This is a genomic window from Herbaspirillum huttiense (genome assembly GCF_004367745.1).
Taxonomy (GTDB): Bacteria; Pseudomonadota; Gammaproteobacteria; order Burkholderiales; family Burkholderiaceae_D; genus Herbaspirillum; species Herbaspirillum huttiense.
In genome coordinates this window covers 1520954-1542083 of record NZ_CP037993.1, presented here as the reverse complement: position 1 = coordinate 1542083, position 21130 = coordinate 1520954, and the positions used below count along the sequence as shown (strand labels likewise).

Here is a 21130-nt window from a genome sequence, read left to right as displayed (position 1 = left end):
CGGACACGATGCGTGGCCCGGGACCGCATCGACAAGGACGGGACACCGGGATATTATGCAAGCCAATTCTTGCTTAATTACCCCAAATGGTAAGAGCAATTTTTTAATTAAACAAGTAAACACTTGGAAAATAGTATGCGCGATGAAAGCTCTGCTGCCGACACCGGCCCCAGCACGGCCGAACGACTCCTGCTGCGCCTGAAGACACGTGGACCGGCATCCACCGCCGAACTGGCAGGCGAACTGCAGATCACGCCCGAGGCGGCGCGCCAGCAGTTGCAGAAGCTGGCGGCCGAAGGCCTGATCTGCCCGCGCCAGGTCCAGACTACCGTGCGGGCCGGAAGGCCGCGCCAGGACTGGGAGTTGACCGGTGCCGGCCATCGCCGCTTTCCCGATACCCACGCCCAGCTGACGGTGCAGTTGATCGGCTCGATCCGCCAGTTGTTTGGCGAACCCGGCCTGCACAAGCTGATCGACCAGCGCGAGCAGGACATGCGTGCGGACTACCTGCTGCAGTGCGACGGGATCACGGCCCCCGGCAAGCGCCTGCAGCGGCTGGCCGAGCTGCGCACCGCCGAGGGCTACATGGCACGGGTGGAAAAGCAAGGAAGGGATTGGTTGCTGATCGAGGACCACTGTCCCATCTGCGCCGCCGCCAGCACTTGCCAGGGATTTTGCCGTTCGGAGCTGCAGCTCTTTGGCGAGGTGCTGGGCGAGGAGTTCGCCATCACCCGGGAGGAGCACCTGCCCGCAGGCGGCCGGCGCTGCGTCTATCGTATCCGGCGCTTGCCCGCGCGCTGAAACGCGGGACTGCCGGCACGGCCGGAAATGTGCGAAGATCGCGCTCGCCGCGCCGCCTCGGGGGAGGCCGCACGGCCATCGCCACCATGCCACCGTACCAACGCCAGGGGAAGCCATGCCGCCAGACCAGAGTGATTTCGATCCCGTACTCTTCATCAAGGATGGGCCGTCAACGCCCTTGCTCGACCCCAAGCAATATCCGTACATGTGCAACGACAGGGGCGTGGGCAGCCAGAGCGAGACCCCTGTGGGCGAGATCATCACCCTGGCACCGGAAGCGCCGGCCCTTGAACGCGGCGCGACCTACCGCGACATCGCCCATTGGCAGCGCACCGTCACGCCCAAGGACTGGCCCTCTTACGAGATTACCGAATTCGATTTCCGTGTGCCCGAGGTGCGCTACGAGCCCTTGCCAGCCACCCCGGAGAACGCCCAGGCTTTCGGCGCGACCCTGTTGCGCGACGGCCAATGCCTGCACTTTCCCTTCGACAACCTGGTGATGGCCGACTACACCTATGGCAAGTGGGCCGGCTATGAATCGCCCTACCTGGGCGATGGCCGCAGCCGCGAACTGCTGACCTGGAATGCCACCGACCTGGAGTATCACTACTTCGCGCACATCTTCTTTTCGCGCGGCCCCGAACCGCTGGTGATCACGGTGGCGCGCTGGCGTCCTTACGTCAATGAAATCAGCCTGGCCGACCTGTGGGTGGAACCGGGCGATGCCCTCGTGATCCCGCCCAAGCGCATGGCCCCGCCGCCCACGCCGGGCATGAGCGAAGAGGAGAAGCGCCTGCTGGTGGTGGACATGCACAACAACCGCAATTCAGCCCAGGCCTGCCGCCGCTATGACGGCCCGCCGGGCCTGTTCACGGTCACGGTGCTGGCCGATGCGGCGGTGATGTCGGCACCGCTGACCCGCCCTTATTATCACGAAGAAAAACAGCCGACCTGGCACGGCATGCTGCGTTAGGACCGCTTCCCCTTACTGCTGGCCCAGCTCCCGGTACAGGTCATTGGCCCGCATCAGATGCGCGCGCATGGCGTCGGCGGCGGCATCGCCGTCATGCGCGGCAATGGCGTCGACGATGCGCTGGTGCTCGGCCAGGGTCAGTTCTTCCGCGCCCGGTGCACGCACCAGGTTGGTATAGAACTCGCCTGCCCAGCAAAACATCGATTCGACGATGGACGGGAAGATGGGGTTGCCGCTGATATCGGCAATCTCGCGGTGGAAGGCCATGTCGCGTTCAATGAACTGGTCCAGGTTGACCATCGAGGCCCGGTGTGCGGCGATGATTTCGCGCAGGCGATCGATCTGCGCGTCGGTGGCGCGCTCGGCGGCCAGGCGGGCGGTGTGGGTTTCCAGCAGGACCCGCGCTTCCTTCAGATGGCCCAGCATGTCCGGCTTGGTCCGCAACAGGTGCTGTGCGCCACCGGCGATCTGGGCGATCAGGCTGCGGGCGGTGAGATCCCGCACCCGCGCCCGTTCACCGTGGGCAATCTCGACGAAGCCGGAACGCTCCATCGCCTGCAAGGCTTCGCGCACGGCAGGGCGGCCCACTCCGTACTGGTCCATCAGGTCGCGTTCCGAGGGCAACTGCGATCCCGGAGGAAATTCCCCTTGATGGATGCGCGCCATCAGGCGCTCCAACACTTCCTGGTAAAGCTTGCGTCGCTGTATCGGTTCCGGCATGGCTGCACTGTCTCGTTTGTAGGTTTCGTTGGACGCGCACTCTACCACAATCCCGCGCCAGTACTGTGATTGCGGGCGCCGAAACGGAGCGTTTCGCGCATCATTTTCACCACCCCATCCGCTCTTTGCCATCAACATCGCATCAACCTGCCACAGCAGGCCTGCATGCTCAGGCTGCGCAGATTCCTTCCTGCAACAAACGCACGAAGGCCTGCCCCGCCATCGACAACTGCCCGCCCTTGCGCGTGACAATGCCGATGGTCTGCGACATCGACCGCAGCTTCACCGGCAGGATGCGCAGCATGCCGCGCTTGACGAACATCTCCGCCACCGCCGTGGGCAGAATCGAGACCATGTCGGTCCCCTGCTGCAGCAAGGCCACCGTCACGAAGGTGGAGGCGGTGGAGATCGCATTGCCCGGCATGCTCACCCCGGCCAGGTCCATTTCGCGCTCCAGCACCGCATGCAGCGGCATGTGGCTGGGATAGGTGACCCAGCGATAGCCGGCCAGCGCCGCCAGGCTCATCTGCCTGCCGCGCGGGCGCGGGTGCTCGCCCGAGACCACCACCGACAGCGGCTCTTCCGACAAGGGCTGATAGTGATACTTGCCCGGGTTGTCCGAGACGCTCGCGCGCGCCACCAGCAAATCCAGATGGCCTTCATCCAGCCGGCTCAGCAACTGCACGCTGGTCTCTTCGACGATATCGATGGACAGCTCCGGATGACGCCGCTGCAAGGCATCCACCGCCGGCACCACCAGTTCCGGCAAGGCCCCCATGACCGCCCCGATGGCCAGCCGTCCGCCGCGTCCGGAGCGGATCTGCGCCATTTCCTCGCAGAGCGATCCGAGATCGGTCGCCATCAGACGCGCATGGCGGATCACGCAATGGCCGAACTGGTTGGGGATCAGGCCCGATTTGGTGCGCTCGAACAATTGCGCATCCAGCATCGATTCCAGCTCGGCCAGCGACTTGCTGGCCGCAGATTGCGTCATGGCCAGGGCGCTGGAAGCCTTGTGCAGGGATTGATGATCGTCCAGGGCGATGAGCAGCTGCAGCTGCTTCATGCGCAGGCGGGACAGGAGACTGTTGAGGCTTTGCTGGCTGGGCGCGGGTTTCATGGGTGATTCCAAAAAGCGATCACATGATGGAAAGTCTTCACTATACAGTCCATCGGCCCCCACGTATATTCAACGCCATCGCACCCCGCCATCGCTGTGATGGCCCATGACAACCACGACGGAGACTCCATGAGCACCCCCATTTACCGCGGCGTATTCCCGGTCGCCCCGACCATCTTTGACGAAAACGGCAAGCTTGATCTGGAAGGCCAGAAGCGCGCCATCGACTTCATGATCGATGCCGGCTCCAATGGCATCTGCATCCTGGCCAACTTCTCCGAGCAATTCGTACTCTCCGACGAAGAGCGCGTGCTGGTGCAGGACACGGTCTTGAAGCACGTGGCCGGCCGCATCCCCGTGATCGTCACCACCACCCACTTCGGCAGCCAGATCTGCGCCGAGCGCAGCCGTGCCGCGCAGGATGCTGGTGCCGCCATGGTGATGGTGATGCCGCCGTATCACGGTGCCACCTTCCGTGTCTCGGAAAAACAGATTTACGAGTTCTATGGCCGCGTCTCCGATGCCATCGACATCCCCATCATGATCCAGGATGCACCGGTCGCCGGCACGCCGCTGTCAGCCCCCTTCCTGGCGCGCATGGCCAAGGAGATCGCCAATGTCTCCTACTTCAAGATCGAGACCGCCGGTGCCGCCTCCAAGCTGCGCGAACTGATCGAGCTGGGCGGCGACGCCGTGGTCGGCCCGTGGGATGGCGAAGAAGCCATCACCCTGATCCCCGACCTGGATGGCGGTGCGACCGGTGCCATGACCGGTGGCGGCTATCCGGACGGTATCCGCAAGATCGTCGATGCGTATTTCGCGGGCGATACCGAGAAGGCCGCCGAGCTGTACATGCAATGGCTGCCGCTGATCAACTACGAGAACCGTCAGTGCGGCCTGGCCGCTTGCAAGGCGCTGATGCTCGAAGGCGGCGTGATCAAGTCCGACATGCTGCGCCATCCGCAAGCCCCGATGCACCCCAAGGTGCGCGAAGGCCTGCTGCGCGTGGCGCGCCGCCTGGATCCGATGGTCCTGAGCTGGGGCAAGTAAGGCAGTCCGCAGCAAGGCATGCCGCACGCAACGGGAGCTCAGGCTCCCGTTTTTCTTGGGCGCTCGCTTGCTGCCGCGCATCCGGCGAGGCTGTGCGTTCTGTGTCATCCTTGGCGTTTGCCAATTTTTCTATCGCACGAGGAGTCCATGTCACAAGCCAGCCACTTCCGCCCCGTCGCACTGGAACACGCCAGTCGCCTCATCAACCACGGCCCGACCGTGCTCATCACCAGCGCCCGTGAGGGTCGCCGCAACATCATGGCAGCGGCCTGGTCGATGCCCGTGGAATTCACGCCGCCGCGCATCGCCGTGGTGATCGACAAGAGCACCTTCACGCGTGAATTGATCAGGCAATCGGGCAGCTTCGGCCTCATCATCCCCGGTGCGGCACAGATGGATCTGAGCTACGCGGTCGGCAGCACCAGTGGCCGCGACGAAGACAAGTTCGCGCGCCACCGGATCGCGGCCACCAGCGGCCCGGTGCTGGGCGTGCCGGTCCTCGAACAAGGCTGCGCCGCCTGGCTGGAATGCCGCTGGCTGCCGCAGGGCCAGACCGAGGATGCCTACGACACCCTGTTCGCGGAAGTCGTCAGTGCCGCCGCCGATGCCCGCATCTTCGAGAACGGCCACTGGAACTTCACGGCGGACAATGCCGACCTCCACACCCTGCATCACCTGGGCGCCGGCAAGTTCGTGGTGGCCGGCAACCAGCAGCAGGCGCGCCAGGTCTGATCTCCCGCAACGGGAACCTTAGCAGGCCTGAATCGCTTCCGTAAAACAGTAGCCCACGCCGTGCAAGGTGCGCAGCGGCAAATCGTACATGGTGCTGTCGCGCCACTTGCGGCGCAGGCGGCTGACGGTCTTCTCCAGCACCCGCTCGTCGAAGCTGACCCACTCCACGCCGAAGGCATGGGCAATGGCGCAACGGTCAGCGGCATGGCGGGTGCTGCTGGCCAGCGCCTTCAACAGCGCCACTTCGCGCGAATTGATTTCCACCGCATCGTGATGCGGCGCGCGCAGCGTGCGTGCGGCCACATCCAGCTGCCACGCCTGTGGCACCACCCGGCGCAACATCGTCTCGATATAGGCGTTGAGCAGTTCCAGCCGCTGCGGCAGTGGTTCACAGAAGTCGGCACCGCGTTCCAGGCCGGCGATGCGCACCGTCACGCTCTCGTGCTCGGAGGCCAGCAGCAGGATGCCCATGCGCGCGTTGCTTCTGCGCAGTCGCTGCGTGAGCGCATAACCGGCGGCGCTGGCCCGCCCTACGTGGATGATGGCGATGTCGCCGTCCTGCAGCGGCGCGAGCAATTCCTCCCCGTCCGCCATCATCCGGATCAGCTTGTGCCCCTGATCTTCCAGGAAGCGGGCCAGGCAAGCGTTGCGGTCGTGTCTCAAAATGTCTTCAACCAACAGAATAGTGGCCATTGCGATTTCCCCTGATGTCATTGCGTTTCCCGTCACGCCGCGCACCTGCTGCGGGCACGGGTTCGTGGTGTCATCGCCTTGCCGCCGGGCGTGCTGCTGCAACGTCGGCGAGCCCGATGACCGGAAAAGAATTTAGCGCAAGACACCCTCCGTTTTTACCTGCAGGTATTGCGAACCGGTCTCATCTTTCTGGCGCAAGGAAAAATATTTCGGTGCGACGCCATCCATCGCTTCAACGATGCGGGAAGCGCTTCTCAGCGGGTCGCTATGCGCTCTCATTTTTTTCCAGGCGGGCCTCGTCAGCGGCGCTCATTTCTTCGCTCCCGGGCGGCTGGCGCAGCGTCCTCCCTGTCGTCGATATAGAACTTTTTCGATGAATTTCTCGTCGATGTTTTGCTCATCCACCGCAGAGTTTTGATCGCGGGAAAAATATTTTCAGGGTGGCCATTTTCGCTTCGTGTCTTCGAATTTTCGCGGTAACGTCCCGCTCATTCAAGATGAGGCGAACATGGTCTACAAATCAATCCACCCGGTCTATGCCGGGCCTTTGTCCGGACAGCGCATCCTGGTCGTCGACGACGCCGAGGAAGATCGCATGCTGCTGTCGGACTTCCTGCTGCGCCATGGCGCGCGGCTCTACGTGGCACGCGACGGACAGGATGGCTACCGCAAGGCGCAGACCGTGCGGCCGGACCTGATCCTGATGGACATCCGCATGCCGGTCTACGACGGACTCACCAGCGCCCGTCTGCTCAAGGCCAATTCCTGCACGCGCAACATTCCGCTGATCTTCCTCTCGGCCGCCGCGTCCACCGAGGAAAAGGTCAATGGCCTGAGCGTGGGCGCGGTGGACTACATCACCAAGCCCTTCGATTTCGAGGAGGTGCGGCTGCGCCTGTGCGTGCATCTGCGTTCAACCCTGCATGCGGACCTGCCGCCGATCACGCAGACGCCCACCGGTTCCGCAACGCAGGGCGGCTCCAGCACTTTCGACATGGTCTTGTTCCAGGCCGCGCGCCGGCTCATGATGGACAAGCTGGACCAGCCGCTGGGGCTCAATGCCCTGGCCGCTGCGGTCGGCACCAATGCGCGCCGCCTGTCCAGCGCCTTCAAGCATTGCGCCGGCGTCACCGTCTTCGACTTCCTGCGCGAGGAGCGCATGAAGGAAGCGCGCCGCCTGCTCTCCGAAAGCACCCTCGACATCGGGGCCATCGCACTGGCCTTGGGCTACAGCAACACGGCCAATTTCTCCACGGCCTTCCGCGAACGCTTCGGCATGCCGCCCAGCCAGTTCCGGCGCTGACGAGAGGACGATGTCACGTCTGCGTAAAGCGCTGCTGTGGCCATCGTTGTTGCTCTGGAGCCTGCTGCCCCAAGCCGCGCGGGCCGCACCGGCGCTGCCGTCCATCGAGCTGGCGGGGATCGACTCGCGCGTGGTCATCACGCCGCAAGTGCAGATACTGCGCGACACTGAAGGCCGCGCCATGCTGGCCGCGGCCCTCGACAGTACGCAATGGGAAGCCATCGCCGTCCCCATGCTGCAGGAGGGCTACAGCAGCGCTGCCTTCTGGCTGCGCGGCACGGTGCGCAACGACAGCAGCCAGCCTGTCACACGCTGGCTGACTCTGGCCTCGGCGCGGCTGCAGGATGTACGCCTGTACTGGCTGCCAGCCACGCCTGTGGAGGTCGCGCCGGCAGCGATCACGCCACTTAGCGCCGGTACGCTGCACGCCCTCGCGCAACGCGAGATCATCAGTCGCACACCACTGTTCGCGCTGACACTGGCTCCCGGCGAGCAGCGCCAGTGGGTGCTGCGCGTCGCCGGTGAATCCTCCATCGATCTCAACCTCGCCCTGTGGGAGCCGGCGGCTTATCGCGAAGAGGAAGGACGCGAACTGGCCATCCAGGCCTTCGTACTGGGGGGCGCGCTGCTGCTGGTGAGCTATGCCCTGATCCAGGGCATCGCCTGGCGCGACCGTGGCTTCCTGCTGATGGCTGCGTGGATTCTCATCGCGCTGGCTTATATCTGGACGTTTCAGGGCTATCTCTATCGCTACCTGTTTCCCGCGGGCGGTGCATGGCAGGTGCGTGCCCCGGCCACCCTGGGATGCGCGGCCACCCTGCTCTACGTGCGCATGAGCGAGGTGCTGGTCGGAATGGAGCGATTGCGCGGCTGGCAGATCGTCTATCGCACGCTGTACCTGCTGCTGTCGGTGATCATCGGCTGGACCGCGCTGGGCGATTATCGCGTCACCGCGCCGCTGGCCAATGCCACCGGTGCCCTCGCCTATGTGATCTGGCTGGCCTCGATGCTGCATGCCTGGTGGTATGGACTGCCGCACGCCCGATTGCTGACGCTGTCCTTTGCGGTGGCCTGGCTGGGCCTGTCGGTCAAGCTGCTCGAACTCAATGGCCTGGTCGACCGCAGCCTGCTGCCGGACTGGCATTTCGCGGCGCTGTTCCAGATGGGACTGCTGTGCCTGGCCACCGTGGCGATCATCGGCCGCGCGCTGGAACTGCATCGCAAGCATGAGCAGATGCAATGGGCCATGCTGTATATGCGTGTGCGCGAGCAACTCAAGCTGGAACAGGCGGTGGCGACCCGCACCCGCGAGCTGCGCGAAGCGCTGGCGGCGGCCGACCAGGCCAACCGCGCCAAGACCGGATTCCTCACCCGCATCAGCCACGACCTGCGCACACCGCTGACTTCCATCCTCGGCTTTGCTGACATGCTGCAGACCGGCGGCGGCGAGCGTGCGCGCCATGGCCGCATCATCGTGCGCAGCGCCCGCCACATGCTGGCCATGGTCAACGACCTGATCGACTATGCCCGCGGCGATCGCCCCGATCTGCCGCACGCTGCCCCGGTCTATGCCCACGCCCTGCTGCAGGAGATCGGCCAGGAAGCGGCCCTGCTGGCCGAGCGCCAGCACAATTCCTTTCATCTGCAGGTGGACCCGACGCTGCCACCGGTGCTCGCCATCGACGCCCGGCGACTGCGGCGCATCCTCGGCAACCTGCTGGACAACGCCGCCAAGTACACCCGGGACGGTCGCATCGTGCTGCAGATCCTCTGGCACCCGGCCTCGGCGAAGTCCGAGATGGGCGTCATGGAGATGCAGGTACGCGATACCGGCAGCGGCATCCCTGCACATTTCCAGACCCGGGTGTTTGAACCCTTCGAACGGGCCAACGCCGACCGCTCGCAGCCGGGTATCGGCATGGGGCTGTCCATCGTGCGCCAGTGGATGCAGCAGATGGGCGGCCAGGTGATGCTGTCCAGCCGGCCCGGCGAAGGCACGACGATGACGCTGCGCCTGCCGGCCGCCATCTCCAGCGAGCGCGACATCGCCCGCCATGATGCGCCGGAAGACGCCAATGGTCGCCTTCTCATCGATGGCCAGGGCCGCCTGGCACTGGTGGTGGAAGATCATGCCGACATCGCGCAATTGCTGGGCGACCAGTTGGCCAGCGTCGGCTTCGCGGTGGAATTGCTGGCCGATGCGGAAAGCGCCATCGCCCGTATCGCCCTCCCGGAGGCGCCCGCATTGGCGCTGGTGCTGACCGATTACCAGCTGCCGGGCCTGCATGGCGACGCCGTGCTGCAAGCAGTACGCCGGCATCTGCCGCAAGTCCCGGTGCTGCTGCTGTCAGCCACGCTGCAGCCGGCGCCGAGCGATGAGCCGGATGAACGTTTCGATGCCTGCCTGCTCAAGCCGGTCAATTTCCTGGAACTGCAGGAAACCATCGGTCGCCTGCTGGGCTTGCATCCGGAGGCGGCCTCAGCCGATGACGATGCCGCTCCCCTGCCCTTGCAGCATCCGCCGCCGGAAGAGCTGCAGCAGGCGCTGGCGCTCATCGCGATGGGCGCGGTGTCGGACTTGCTGGATTGGTGCGATACGCTGCAGCAGCAGAATCCCGCGTATGAAAGTTTTGCTGTGCTGGCGCGGCAATGGGTGATCACTGCGGATCTGGACCGGCTGGAGGCGCTGTGCCGCGATGATCAAGCCATGCGGCAAGAGACGGCAGGCGAGGCTTAATCGCGCTCCCGGCTCCGTTCATCGTCCCGCGAGGAGTCCCCCTCGGGCCGGCTGCGCGCGAGCTCGGCATTGCGCTGGTTGATCTGGTATTGCTCTTCCGCGTGCTGGAACGCCAGTTGCTCCTTTGGCGAACGGCTGCACGCGCCCAGCATCAGGGGCAGCACCACGGCCAAGACGAGAACGGCGAACCATGCGAACGGGAGGGGGACCGGTCGGATTGTCACGTAAAGTCTCCAGATTTATATTTCTATCTGGAAATATACGCCTCACCAATCCTCACCGCAAGCCCCCTCCTTTTTGGGCATGCGCCGCCGGCAGCGTTGATGGGAGCGGCTCAATCGCGCGCCGCGATCCAGTCCCAGGTATCGGCGGCCGCCATCGGGCGGGCGATGCCGTAGCCCTGCCCGTATTCGCACCCGAGGTGATGCAGGATGCGGCGGCACTTCTCGGTTTCCACGCCTTCGGCTACGACGGCAAAGCCCAGCTTCTGCCCGAGGTGAATCATCGAAGGCACGATCTGCTGGTCCGAGTAATTGCTTTCCATGTTGCGAATGAAGGACTGGTCGATTTTGAGGTAGTCCGCCGGAATGTTCTTGAGATAGCTCAGGTTGCTGAAGCCGGCCCCGAAATCATCGATGGCCACCTTCACGCCCAGGCGCTTGATTTCCTGGATCCGCCCGTAGAGCGCCTCGGGGTTCTTGCTCATCGCGCTTTCGGTGAACTCGATCTCGATCAGCCCGGCCGGAATGCGATGCCGCCGCAACTGGATCGCCAGTGTCTGCACCAGATCATCATTGTCGAAGTCGCGGGCCGATACGTTGATGGCCACTGGAACGGCGCGGCCACGGCGCGCCCACGCGGCCGCCTGCTCAATGCCATGTTGCAGCACCCACAGGGTCACCTGCCGAATCAGTGCGGTCTTCTCGGCCAGCGGAATGAAGAGGGCCGGCGAGATCACCCCATGCACCGGATGACGCCAGCGCAGCAGCGCCTCCACCCCGACGCAATGGCCCGAGGCCAGCGCGATCTTGGGCTGGTATTCCAGCCACAGCTGGTCGCCCGCGAGCAGCGCGCCGGGAATGGCCGACAGCAGCTCGAACGAATGCTTCTGCTGTTGCCCCAGTGGCTGCTCATAGCGGCATTGCAGGCTGCCGCAATCACGCGCCATATCAGCTGCCGTCAGCAGCGAGGGCACCAGTTCCTCGATGTCATCGCACTGGCCCAGCGGCACGATGCCCACGGAAATTTCCAGTCGATGTGGAATGCCCTGGTACTCGACGGTACCGGCGAAGGCACGTTCGATCTGCTCCACCTGTTGCTGCCAGATGTCGCGCCGCTCGAGGTAAGCAAAGGTGGTGGTGCCGATGCGGTAGAGCGCCACCTCACCCAGCGACTGGCGCAGTTGTTCCTTGGCCTGGATCAGGAAACCTTCCACGTAATCCCAGCCCAGCGCCTTGATCATGTCGCGCAGGTACACGCGATCACAGATGTCGACCGCCACCGCCGTCAACTTGCCCGACAGGCCCTCGCCGTCCTGCCCCAGCGCAGCGAGACTGTGCAGGTCGGCGGTCAGGCGGCTGCGATTGGGCAAGGAAGTCAGGCTGTCGACATAGCTGGACACTCGCAGGATCTCCAGCCGCGCCATGACGATGGCCGCCAGTTGCGTCAGCTTGGTCCGATCAGCATCACCGAAGGCGGCGCGTGGCGACTTGCCGATCACGCACAGCGTCCCCAGCCGCACGCCATCGCTGGCCTGCAGCGGGGCCCCGGCATAGAAGCGGATGCCGGGCTCACCGGTCACCAACGGGTTGTCGGCGAAGCGCAGGTCCTGCGTCGCATCCAGCACCACCATGACCTGATCCTGCTCGATCACGTGGCTGCAGAAGGACTGCGAGCGCGGTGTGCCGGGTGCCTCCAGACCGCGCCGCGACTTGAACCACTGGCGGTTCTCAGCGACCAGCGAGACCAGTGCGATCTCGGTGTTGAACAGCGTGGCCGCCAGTTCGGTCACCAGATCGCACAGCACATCGGGATGGGTATCCAGCACGCAGTAGGTATCGAGCACGGCCAGGCGCTCACGCTCCCGTTCGGCTTGCCCGGCTTGCCCCGACAAGGGGGCGGTCAATCGGAGGAGGTCGGCGTGCATGGTGGCGTGGCGATCAGAAAGTAACCCATTCGTCGGAAGCGCCCGCCAGACTGCGGCTGGGCACCGGTGCCGACAGGTGCGGCTCGCGCGGTGCAATGCGCGGCTTGATGGTGGCCGGAGCCTTCTTGATGGCCGCCGGTGCCGGTGTCACTGCGGCGGCAGCTACGTCGATGGCCATCTCTTGGGCGGCCTGTGCATCGAGGCGGAACACGCTGACGGCCTGCGCCAGTTCCTGCGCCTGTTCCTGCAGCGATTGCGAGGCAGCGGCCGCTTCTTCGACCAGGGCTGCATTCTGCTGCGTGACCTGATCCATCTGGCCGACCGCCTGGCTCACCTGCTCGATGCCGGAACGCTGTTCTTCACCGGCCGCGCTGATCTCGTTGATCATGCCGGTCACGCGCTGCACGCTCTCGACGATCTCGCGCATGGTGTCACCGGCTTCATTGACCAGCACGCTGCCCGATTCGACCTTGGCCACCGAGTCGCTGATGAGCGCCTTGATTTCCTTGGCAGCGGCGGCCGAACGCTGGGCCAGGCTGCGCACTTCGGTCGCGACCACGGCGAAGCCGCGACCCTGCTCACCGGCGCGTGCCGCTTCCACGGCGGCATTCAAGGCCAGGATATTGGTCTGGAAAGCGATACCGTCGATCACGCTGATGATGTCGACGATCTTGCGCGAGGAGGCATTGATCTCTTCCATGGTTTCCACCACGCGGCTGACCACGCCGCCACCGCTGCTGGCGATGTCGGAGGCGGCCTGCGCCATGCGGTTGGCTTCGCGTGCATTGGCGCTGTTCTGCTGCACGGTGGAGGTCAGTTCTTCCATCGAGGATGCGGTCTCTTCCAGCGAGCTGGCCTGTTGTTCGGTGCGCGAGGACAGGTCCAGGTTGCCGCTGGCAATCTGCGAGGAGGCGGTGGCGATCATGTCGGTACCACGGCGCACACCAGAGACGATGGTAACCAGGCTGGCATTCATGTCCTTCAGTGCGCTGAGGAGCTCGCCGGTTTCGTCACGGGAACGCACGTCGATGCGGGCGGTCAGGTCACCGCCTGCCACCTGGCGTGCCAGGCGCACGGCCACGGCCAGCGGACGGGTGATGTTGTTGGCCAGCCACCAGGCCAGCAGCAGCGCCAGCACCACCGCGACCACGCCGCCGATGATGAGGGTCTTGCCGGTGAGCGCTTCCAGTGCATCGGCCTGGTCGCTGCGCTCTTGTTGCAGACTGCTTTCCATGCGGTCCATCTCGGCAAAGATGGCGCGCATGTTGTCCATTTCGGCTTTGCCGCGGCCGGCCTGCACGAGGGCCACCAGCTTGCTCATGTCCTCGCGGCCGTCACGCACGGCACGGCGCAGGGCGACGGTGGGCTCGATGGCGGTGCTCACCCAGCGCTGCTCGGCTTCGGCCAATTGCTGCAAGCGCTGTTGTTGGGTCGGGTTGTCCACGGTGAGCTGACGGGCCTTGTCCAGATGCGTTTTGAAACTGGCCAGGCCCTGCTGCATCGGCTCCAGCGAAGCCTCATTGCCGGTCAAGGCGAAACCGCGCGCGCCGGTTTCCATATTGATCAGGCTTTCGAGCATCGCCTGCATTTCTGCCCGCGCCTGGTAGCTATGGATGTTCATGTCATTGGCTGCACCCAGCCGCGCAAAATTGGCATAGGCCACACTGACCAGGATGACCAGGATGGCGGAAACCAATCCGAAGCCGATATAGAGGCGAGTGCCGATTTTCAGGTCCGATATCTTCATGATGGTTCTTTCCGGGGGGATGCAAGGTTTCTCGAATGGATCGACACGTGTCCACGGGGGCGGGCCGATTCTTGTTGTTGATCACGATGTTTCACATTCAGGAAAAAGCGTGACACACTCAAGATAATCACCAAAACAAACGGTAAAAATCTTTTTCAGCGCGCAACAAATTTGCTTTGCAACGACTCTGAACAGATATATTTAAAAAATATCCGTACATTACAAAAATATTTTTCATTGGAAATACGACAATGACGAACCAACAAGCCCCCTCTTCACCGGCTCCTGCAGCAGAAACAGCCGAGCTGTCCGACCTGCCGCTGCTGCGCCCCGGCGCGGTGGCGCGCCAGTTGGGCATGGCAGTCGAGACGCTGCGCGCCTGGGAACATCGTTACGGCATTACCTCCTCGCAGCACAGCGGCGGCGGCCAGCGCCTGTATTCGCAGGAAGACATGCAACGCCTGGTCTGGATCAAGACACTGGTGGATGCCGGCCATCGCATCGGCAAGCTGGCCACGCTGTCCCCGCAGGACCTGCAGGCGCTGGCGCAGAGCCTGCCTGCCGAGGGCAGCGGCAGCCACGAGCGGCAGGCCGGCCCGGTCACGCGGCTGGCCCTGGTCGGCCCCTGGATTGCCACCAAGGCGGTCGGCCAGGCGCTGGCGCATCGGCAACTGAGCGTCATCATGGCTGTCGAGAGCCTGGATGAACTCGACCTCAGGCAGTTCGAGGGCGACCTGCTGCTGCTGGAAAGCACGGTTCTCGACAGCGATCTCGATCAGCGGCTGGAGGGGCTGCGCCGCGACGGCGTGCAGGTACCGGTACTGATCCTGTATCGCTTCGGCTCGCCGGAGATGGTGGTGCGCCTGCGCGAAGCCGGGCATCGGGTGGTGCGCAAGGCGGTGGAAGGGATCGATGTGGAGTGGCTGTGCGAGATGATCCGACGCATGGAACCGGCGGCCGCGCAGACGCCGGGCGAGGACGAATGGGTGCCGGAGCCGCGCTTCAGCGAGAGCGCCCTGGCGTCGGTGTCGGACCAGTCCGATCGCATGCAGTGTGAATGTCCGCGCCATCTGGCCGAACTGCTGACGGCACTGGCCGGATTCGAACGCTACAGCCGCCAGTGCGAAGACGACACGACCGAGGAAGCCGAACTGCATCGGGAACTGCGCATTGCCGCCGGACGCGCGCGCCTGCCGCTGGAAGACGCACTGCAAAAGCTGGCGCGCTTCAAGGGAATTTCGCTGACGTAAGCACAGTTGACCGGGATGAGGCCGGTCCGAATTGGGGACAGAATTCTGTACAGGATCTGGTGCAAAATTCGCACGTGAATTCACGCTTCAATCCACGTGCGAATTCACGCCACAGTTCTGCCCTTCATTCACGCTTGGATTCAGGCCTCAATGCAGGCTTGAATCAATACAAAAAAACAGCGCGCCCAATGGACGCGCTGCTCGCCAAACCCTCCCCTTGCGGGATTGAGCTGGCCCTTCAGAACTGTTCCCAATCCCCTTCAGCAGCGGCCGGCTTGAGGGCTGGCTGCGCAACCGGCAGAGCCTTGGCCGGTGCGCTGGCCTTGGCTGCCGGCTTGCGCGGCAGTGCTGCAGCACGGGGCGTGACGTCCACGGTGCGTGCCGCGGTAGCAGCCACCGGTACCGGACGACGCGTTTCATGGTTGCTCAGCTTGAAGATGCTGACCGTTTCCACCAGACGGCCCGACTGCTCCTGCAGCGATTGCGCAGCGGCGGCCGCCTCTTCCACCAGCGCAGCATTCTGCTGGGTCACTTCATCCATCTGCACGATGGCCTGGTTGATCTGCTCGATGCCATCGCTCTGTTCGCCGCTGGCGGCGGTGATCTCGGCCACCACATCGGTGACGCGCTTGACGCTGGCCACCACTTCATCCATGGTGGTGCCGGCCTGTTCGACCAGGCGGCTGCCGTTTTCCACGCGCTCCACCGAGGCGTCGATCAATGTCTTGATTTCCTTGGCGGCGGCGGCACTGCGCTGCGCCAGGGTCCGCACTTCAGAAGCCACCACCGCGAAACCGCGCCCCTGCTCACCGGCCCGGGCCGCTTCCACGGCGGCATTCAAGGCCAGGATGTTGGTCTGGAAGGCGATGCCATCGATGACGCTGATGATGTCGACGATCTTGCGCGACGCATCGTTGATCTGGCTCATGGTCTGCACCACTTCACCGACCACGCTGCCACCCTGGATTGCCACCTGCGAGGCGGTTTCGGCCAGGGTGTTGGCCTGGCGGGCGTTGTCGGCGTTCTGCTTGACGGTGGAGGTCAGCTCTTCCATCGCCGAAGCGGTTTCTTCCAGCGCGCCGGCTTGCTGCTCGGTGCGCGAGGACAGATCCAGGTTGCCGGTGGCAATCTCGCCGGAAGCGGTATTGATGGTATCGCTGCCCTGGCGCACTTCGGTCACGATGCGGTGCAGGTTGTCGTTCATGGCCTTGAGCGACGCCAGCAGCGCGCCGGTTTCATCCTTGGAGGAATTGTCGATCTGCACCGTCAGGTCACCGGCCGCCACGGCGGTGGCCACTTGCACGGCCTGGTTGAGCGGACGGGTGATGGAACGGGTAATCAGCCAGGCACACACCACCGAGAGCACGATGGCAGCCGCCGACAGCAGCAGCATGATGTTGACCGCATTGCTGGATGCGTCATTGGCGCGCTCCACCGCCTTGTCCATCAGGCTGACCTGGAACTCGGCCAAGTTCTTGAGGGCGGCGAAATACTTGTCCTGCACCGGGATGGTCTGATCGAACAGATAAGCTGTTGCCTCATCCTTTTTCTGCTGCTGGATCAATTCCACGACCTTGGCCCGGTGCTTGCTGTATTCGTCGCGCGACTGATTGAGCGCGCCGATCAATTCCCTGCCGCGCGGGGTGTTGATGAGTTTTTCCATCCGTACCAGCATCTCGCCGACATCCTTGGTGTTGGTCTCGACCCGGTCGAGGTATTTCTTCGCCTCCTCCGGATTGCGCGCCAGGATGGCATTGCGCAGGCTGCGGGCGGCCGTGTTGATCTTGTCGCTCATCTGCGCACCGAGCGCGACCTTGACGTAGCGGTCATTGACGATTTCCGAGGTGGCATCGCTGACCGACCACAAATTCTTGACGCCCACTCCCGCGATCAGGCACATCACCGCAATGAGTGCCGCGAAACATGCGCCCAACCGGACGCTGATCTTGATATCCGTGATTTTCATTTCATCCCCTCTTCGTTTTTACACCTGAGCCAACCCCAAGAAACCCCTGTGCCGGGCCAACATTTGTCAGCCGACTGCAAGAAATATAAACGATTTATTTAACGTATTCGATGAAAATGTTTTTAACGCCGAAATTCCGTCGCATTTTCACGCCACAGTTGCCGGATCAATCATCCAGGCGTGACAAATGGTGAGCATTACCATGTGGAAATAGCCATTCCATAAGGAAATGAGAGGAATTCGCGATCCGATCGATGCCTGACGAAAAGCAACAAGCGGCTTAATCCACATCAACATTCTGCCCTTTAAAAAGGGGCTTTCTATTGCAATAAAGGAAATCAAAATGCATTTGCATTAAAATACAAATGGTGAATTTGATTAATTTGATTTCAGATTGACACGTTCACCCAACATCCCCCGGAGTAAGCCATGCCTCTCAAACGTCTCAACAACAAGGTCAGGATCACCTCGCTGGTCCTGGCCATCCTGGGCAGCGCGCTGTTTGGTTATGCCTTGCTCAACGGCAGCCTCAGCAGCCGCGAAGCAGCGATCAAGAGCGGCGAGACCGCCACCCTCAATCTCGCCACCGGCCTGGCTACCCAGGTCAACCTGAGCTTTCGTGCGGCCGATCTGCTGATACAGGAAATCGCCGGACTGGAAGGCAGCCGCAGCCTCTCCCCGGCTGAACTGCAAGGCATGGTGCAAGATCTGCTCACGCGCCAGAGCCAGCTCTTTCCCGAACTGGACAGCCTGCTGGTCATCGACGAGCAGGGCCGCACCCGGCAGCGCTGGCCCGCCCATGCGGAGCCGGCCGGCCTGTCCGGCATGGAACCGGCAATGGCCATGGCGCGCGGAGAGCGCCGTGCGGAGGACAAGAGCGGCGGACTGCAGATCGGCACGCCGGTCATCAGCAGCGTCACCGGCCGCTGGATCATTCCGGTGACGCGCCAGCGCCTGCGCCAGGGCAAGCCGGCCGGCGTCATCCGCGTGGGCGTGAGCCTGGACCACTTCATGCGCCTGTTCAACGAACTCAACATCGGCAAGCAGGGCTCACTGGTGCTGGCCAGCACCGACGGCAGCATGCTGCTGCGCCGACCCTACGGCAGCGAGTTTCTCGGCAAGAGCATGGCCGACCTGCCGCTCTATCGCGATCATGCGCAACAGCGCCAGTCGGGCTGGGCGGTGATCCAGTCGGCGCAGGATGGCGTGCTGCGCCTGAACTATTTCACCCGGGTGCCGGACTATCCGCTGTTCGTCACGGCCGCTCTGGCCCATGACGAAATGCTGGCCGACTGGCGCGAAGCGCAGCGTGCGCAATTGCTGGTGATCGTCTCGGCGGCGCTGCTGGTCGGCCTGCTGACGGCCTACCTGCTGCGCGTGGTACGCATGCGCGATCGCGCCGAAGAAGAGATCGAAAAGAAGAACCTGTCCCTCAAGCTGCTCACCGAAAACCTGCGGGCCCAGGCCATGCTGGATGGCATGACCGGCATTCCCAACCGGCGCTACCTGGATGAACAACTGCAACTGGCCATGCGCAATGCCAGCCGCAGCAAGAGCGCCCTCTCGCTGGTGATGTTCGATGTCGATTACTTCAAGAAATACAACGACCTGTACGGCCATATTCAAGGTGACTACTGCCTGCAGGACGTGGCCCGCACCCTGCGCGGGATGCAGCGCCGGCACGGCGACCTGGCAGCGCGCTACGGCGGCGAGGAATTTGCGCTGCTGCTGCCCGACACCGATCTCGACAATGCTCATCGCATCGCCCAGAAGGTGCTTGATGGTGTGCGCGCACTGGCGATCCCGCATCAGGGCAATGCCGGTGGCGTGGTCACCATCAGCGCCGGCGTGATGAGCTGCGTGCCACGGCCCGAGATGCGCATCGAAGATCTGTTCGCGGGGGCCGACCGCGCACTCTATCGCGCCAAGGAACGCGGCCGCGACCGGGTGGAAGACTGCCAGCTGCCGCGTCCGGTAACGCCTTCGATCAAACCGGATGCAGCCGCAGGAAATTCGCAGTGAAGCGCCCAGAACTCAACCAAGAACTCACAATAAAAATGGATGACATCCGGTGCGAATGAGATCACCAACATGTCTCCGCAGCTGACAAAACACTGACTGCGGGAGCGATCCCGTCACGGAATCTCCATCGAAACTTTACACTTTGGTCACACAACGGACTAAGTCAATCGACCGGAAATGCCTGTCCATGCTGATTAAAAGCGGGCTCAGATGCACGGCGCATCCATGGTCGCAGGCAGTTTTTTTCACAACTGTGAATTTCTCTTATAATTTGCAGCGCATCCCGTCCTTAGACAAGAGCGGACTGGTGATGAGACCAGCATGGCCACCACGGCCTCTTCCTCGAAAATTACTCGCATTTCTGACCCCGCATGAGTTCACATCTGATGTCCGATCCGCTCGGCGCCATGAACCAGATCGAAGCCATGTTCATCGAACACCATGGTTGGTTGCGCACGCGCCTGCGGCGCAGCGTGGGGGATGCCTTTGCCGCCGAGGACGTGGCCGCCGAAACCTTCACCCAGTTGCTCACCTCGCCGCCGCAGGAAGTGCGCGAACCGCGCGCGCTGCTGACCACGATCTCGCGCCGCATCGTCTACGAGCTGTGGCGACGCCGCGATCTGGAGGAAGCCTGCCTGCAAGCGCTGGCGCACACCAACGGCGAGGCCCAGGCCATCTCGCCCGAAGACCAGCTGCAACTGCTGCAGGCCCTGCGCGCCATGGACCAGGCGCTGGCCGGGCTGACCGCCAAGGAATGCGCGGCCTTCCTGCTTTACAAGCTCGATGGCCTGACCTACCAGGCCATCGGTGAACAGTTGCGCATCACGCCCAGCGTGGCCCGCCGCTACGTCGCCAAGGGTCTGCTGCAATGCTACAAGGCCGCCGGCTTCGCGCCGCTGGGGTAAGCGCGCGCATGAAGAACGAAGACAAGATCGTGGAGCAGGCCATCGAGTGGATGCTGCAGATCGAACAAGGCGAACTGAGCAAAGGCGAACAAGCCGCCTTCGAACACTGGAAAACGGCTGATCCGCGCCATGCCGTGGCCTATGCCAATCTGGCGCAGTCGGTGCAGCAGTTCGACGTTCCGCGCCAGGTCGGTGCCGCCCCCCAGGTGCTGCGCAACACGCTGCAGCAGAAGAGCCGGCGTCGCAAGGCCCTCAAGCAGATCGCCATTCTGGCCGGCCTCACCGTGGGTGCCGCCCTGCTGGCCGACCGCGTCACCCCGCTGGCAGGACTGCGCGCCGACCTGCACACCGGCACCGGCGAGCGTCGCCGCACCCTGCTGGCCGACGGCAGCACCCTGATCCTCAACGCGCGCAGCGCCATCGACCAGCAGATCGCATCGGGCACGCGGCAAATCCGCTTGCTGGCGGGCGAAATCCAGCTGCAGGTGGCGGCGCGTGCGGACCTGCCCTTCATCATCCAGACCGTGCATGGCAGCGCCGAGCTGCTGGGCGGAACGCTGGCGATGGCCCTGCAGCCCGCCCGCACCGAACTGGTGGCGGTGCAGGCCGGTCAGATCGGGGTGGTGACCCGCAACAATACCCGTGGCCAATTGGCCGGCGGCCAGCATCTCTGGTTCGACAGCGACCGCATCGGTACCGCACGCGCCAATGCTGGCGGGGAAACCTCGTGGGTCGACGGTTACTACACCGCCGCCAACAACACGCTGGCCGAAGTGGTGGCAGCGCTGCGTCCTTACCGCACGGGCATCCTCAGGCTCGATCCGGCCGTGGCCGGGCTGCGCATCAGCGGTGCCTTCCCGCTGGATGACAGCGAGCGCGCCCTGTCGGCACTGGCCAGCGCCTTGCCCATCTCTGTGACACGGGTGAGCCCCTACTGGGTCACCATCAGCGCACGCGCCTGAACC

The 21130-nt window shown here is 63.7% G+C and carries 17 protein-coding genes; 10 read left to right on the top strand and 7 right to left on the bottom strand.

What is annotated here, in order from left to right; translation table 11 throughout:
- Window positions 1–135: 135 nt before the first annotated feature.
- Together E2K99_RS06865 and E2K99_RS06860 are read left to right on the top strand one after the other, a co-directional pair.
- Window positions 136–801 carry a helix-turn-helix transcriptional regulator gene (locus E2K99_RS06865; protein WP_134221765.1) on the top strand — a complete coding sequence of 222 codons (666 nt, stop codon included), beginning with the start codon at window positions 136–138 and terminating at the stop codon, window positions 799–801.
- 115 nt (window positions 802–916) lie between these two features.
- Window positions 917–1774: a hypothetical protein gene (locus E2K99_RS06860; protein WP_134221764.1), complete on the top strand. Its 858-nt coding sequence runs from the start codon at window positions 917–919 to the stop codon at window positions 1772–1774.
- 12 nt (window positions 1775–1786) lie between these two features.
- Here the strand turns inward: E2K99_RS06860 and E2K99_RS06855 are convergent, their stop codons facing one another.
- Both E2K99_RS06855 and E2K99_RS06850 read right to left on the bottom strand, forming a co-directional pair.
- Entirely contained in the window at window positions 1787–2494 is a 708-nt protein-coding gene (locus E2K99_RS06855) for a transcriptional regulator NanR (RefSeq protein WP_134221763.1), read from the bottom strand.
- 169 nt (window positions 2495–2663) lie between these two features.
- A complete protein-coding gene (locus E2K99_RS06850; protein ID WP_134221762.1) occupies window positions 2664–3614 on the bottom strand; it encodes a LysR family transcriptional regulator in 951 nt (316 codons plus the stop codon).
- A gap of 129 nt (window positions 3615–3743) precedes the next feature.
- On the opposite strand from E2K99_RS06850, the gene E2K99_RS06845 reads away from it, so the two are divergent.
- Together E2K99_RS06845 and E2K99_RS06840 are read left to right on the top strand one after the other, a co-directional pair.
- Window positions 3744–4664 (top strand): dihydrodipicolinate synthase family protein, encoded by a 921-nt coding sequence (locus E2K99_RS06845; RefSeq protein ID WP_039789746.1) that lies wholly within the window; start codon window positions 3744–3746, stop codon window positions 4662–4664.
- A gap of 147 nt (window positions 4665–4811) precedes the next feature.
- Window positions 4812–5396, top strand: coding sequence for a flavin reductase family protein (locus E2K99_RS06840; RefSeq protein ID WP_134221761.1), 585 nt, complete (start codon window positions 4812–4814; stop codon window positions 5394–5396).
- Window positions 5397–5414: 18 nt separating this feature from the next.
- Here the strand turns inward: E2K99_RS06840 and E2K99_RS06835 are convergent, their stop codons facing one another.
- Window positions 5415–6089, bottom strand: a complete 675-nt coding sequence (locus tag E2K99_RS06835; protein ID WP_034338255.1) for a response regulator transcription factor — start codon at window positions 6087–6089, stop codon at window positions 5415–5417.
- A gap of 508 nt (window positions 6090–6597) precedes the next feature.
- Here E2K99_RS06835 and E2K99_RS06830 point away from each other — a divergent pair.
- Entirely contained in the window at window positions 6598–7392 is a 795-nt protein-coding gene (locus E2K99_RS06830; RefSeq protein WP_039788738.1) for a response regulator transcription factor, read from the top strand.
- Window positions 7393–7402: 10 nt separating this feature from the next.
- The gene (locus E2K99_RS06825) at window positions 7403–10129 is read left to right on the top strand and encodes a hybrid sensor histidine kinase/response regulator (RefSeq protein WP_134221760.1); all 2727 of its coding nucleotides are present in this window, start codon (window positions 7403–7405) and stop codon (window positions 10127–10129) included.
- Here the strand turns inward: E2K99_RS06825 and E2K99_RS06820 are convergent.
- The 3 genes from E2K99_RS06820 to E2K99_RS06810 all read right to left on the bottom strand — a co-directional run bounded on the left by E2K99_RS06820 (window position 10126) and on the right by E2K99_RS06810 (window position 14022).
- On the bottom strand, window positions 10126–10353 hold the full coding sequence (locus tag E2K99_RS06820; RefSeq protein ID WP_051057645.1) for a hypothetical protein: 228 nt from the start codon (window positions 10351–10353) through the stop codon (window positions 10126–10128). The genes E2K99_RS06825 and E2K99_RS06820 overlap by 4 nt on opposite strands.
- A gap of 110 nt (window positions 10354–10463) precedes the next feature.
- The gene (locus E2K99_RS06815; RefSeq protein WP_134221759.1) at window positions 10464–12275 is read right to left on the bottom strand and encodes a putative bifunctional diguanylate cyclase/phosphodiesterase; all 1812 of its coding nucleotides are present in this window, start codon (window positions 12273–12275) and stop codon (window positions 10464–10466) included.
- Window positions 12276–12288: 13 nt separating this feature from the next.
- Complete coding sequence (locus tag E2K99_RS06810) at window positions 12289–14022, bottom strand: methyl-accepting chemotaxis protein (protein ID WP_134221758.1); 1734 nt, start codon at window positions 14020–14022, stop codon at window positions 12289–12291.
- Between the two features lie 251 nt (window positions 14023–14273).
- Here E2K99_RS06810 and E2K99_RS06805 point away from each other — a divergent pair, with 251 nt between their 5' ends.
- A complete protein-coding gene (locus E2K99_RS06805; protein ID WP_134221757.1) occupies window positions 14274–15272 on the top strand; it encodes a MerR family transcriptional regulator in 999 nt (332 codons plus the stop codon).
- Window positions 15273–15510: 238 nt separating this feature from the next.
- On the opposite strand, the gene E2K99_RS06800 is transcribed toward E2K99_RS06805, so the two are convergent.
- Window positions 15511–17238, bottom strand: coding sequence for a methyl-accepting chemotaxis protein (locus E2K99_RS06800; RefSeq protein ID WP_134221756.1), 1728 nt, complete (start codon window positions 17236–17238; stop codon window positions 15511–15513).
- A 429-nt stretch (window positions 17239–17667) separates the two neighbouring features.
- Between E2K99_RS06800 and E2K99_RS06795 the strand changes: the two genes are divergently transcribed.
- From E2K99_RS06795 to E2K99_RS06785, 3 genes are all read left to right on the top strand, one after another.
- Window positions 17668–19260 carry a sensor domain-containing diguanylate cyclase gene (locus E2K99_RS06795; protein ID WP_134221755.1) on the top strand — a complete coding sequence of 531 codons (1593 nt, stop codon included), beginning with the start codon at window positions 17668–17670 and terminating at the stop codon, window positions 19258–19260.
- Window positions 19261–19646: 386 nt separating this feature from the next.
- On the top strand, window positions 19647–20165 hold the full coding sequence (locus tag E2K99_RS06790; RefSeq protein ID WP_240733867.1) for a sigma-70 family RNA polymerase sigma factor: 519 nt from the start codon (window positions 19647–19649) through the stop codon (window positions 20163–20165).
- An 8-nt stretch (window positions 20166–20173) separates the two neighbouring features.
- The gene (locus tag E2K99_RS06785; protein ID WP_134221753.1) at window positions 20174–21127 is read left to right on the top strand and encodes a FecR domain-containing protein; all 954 of its coding nucleotides are present in this window, start codon (window positions 20174–20176) and stop codon (window positions 21125–21127) included.
- Window positions 21128–21130 lie beyond the last annotated feature (3 nt).

Coding starts and splice junctions, on each gene's coding strand:
- E2K99_RS06855 (WP_134221763.1), bottom strand. CDS start 2,494: ATGCCGGAACCGATACAGCGACGCAAGCTTTACCAGGAAGTGTTGGAG.
- E2K99_RS06845 (WP_039789746.1), top strand. CDS start 3,744: ATGAGCACCCCCATTTACCGCGGCGTATTCCCGGTCGCCCCGACCATC.
- E2K99_RS06810 (WP_134221758.1), bottom strand. CDS start 14,022: ATGAAGATATCGGACCTGAAAATCGGCACTCGCCTCTATATCGGCTTC.
- E2K99_RS06825 (WP_134221760.1), top strand. CDS start 7,403: ATGTCACGTCTGCGTAAAGCGCTGCTGTGGCCATCGTTGTTGCTCTGG.
- E2K99_RS06860 (WP_134221764.1), top strand. CDS start 917: ATGCCGCCAGACCAGAGTGATTTCGATCCCGTACTCTTCATCAAGGAT.
- E2K99_RS06865 (WP_134221765.1), top strand. CDS start 136: ATGCGCGATGAAAGCTCTGCTGCCGACACCGGCCCCAGCACGGCCGAA.
- E2K99_RS06835 (WP_034338255.1), bottom strand. CDS start 6,089: ATGGCCACTATTCTGTTGGTTGAAGACATTTTGAGACACGACCGCAAC.
- E2K99_RS06790 (WP_240733867.1), top strand. CDS start 19,647: ATGTCCGATCCGCTCGGCGCCATGAACCAGATCGAAGCCATGTTCATC.
- E2K99_RS06840 (WP_134221761.1), top strand. CDS start 4,812: ATGTCACAAGCCAGCCACTTCCGCCCCGTCGCACTGGAACACGCCAGT.
- E2K99_RS06785 (WP_134221753.1), top strand. CDS start 20,174: ATGAAGAACGAAGACAAGATCGTGGAGCAGGCCATCGAGTGGATGCTG.
- E2K99_RS06795 (WP_134221755.1), top strand. CDS start 17,668: ATGCCTCTCAAACGTCTCAACAACAAGGTCAGGATCACCTCGCTGGTC.
- E2K99_RS06850 (WP_134221762.1), bottom strand. CDS start 3,614: ATGAAACCCGCGCCCAGCCAGCAAAGCCTCAACAGTCTCCTGTCCCGC.
- E2K99_RS06800 (WP_134221756.1), bottom strand. CDS start 17,238: ATGAAAATCACGGATATCAAGATCAGCGTCCGGTTGGGCGCATGTTTC.
- E2K99_RS06815 (WP_134221759.1), bottom strand. CDS start 12,275: ATGCACGCCGACCTCCTCCGATTGACCGCCCCCTTGTCGGGGCAAGCC.
- E2K99_RS06830 (WP_039788738.1), top strand. CDS start 6,598: ATGGTCTACAAATCAATCCACCCGGTCTATGCCGGGCCTTTGTCCGGA.
- E2K99_RS06805 (WP_134221757.1), top strand. CDS start 14,274: ATGACGAACCAACAAGCCCCCTCTTCACCGGCTCCTGCAGCAGAAACA.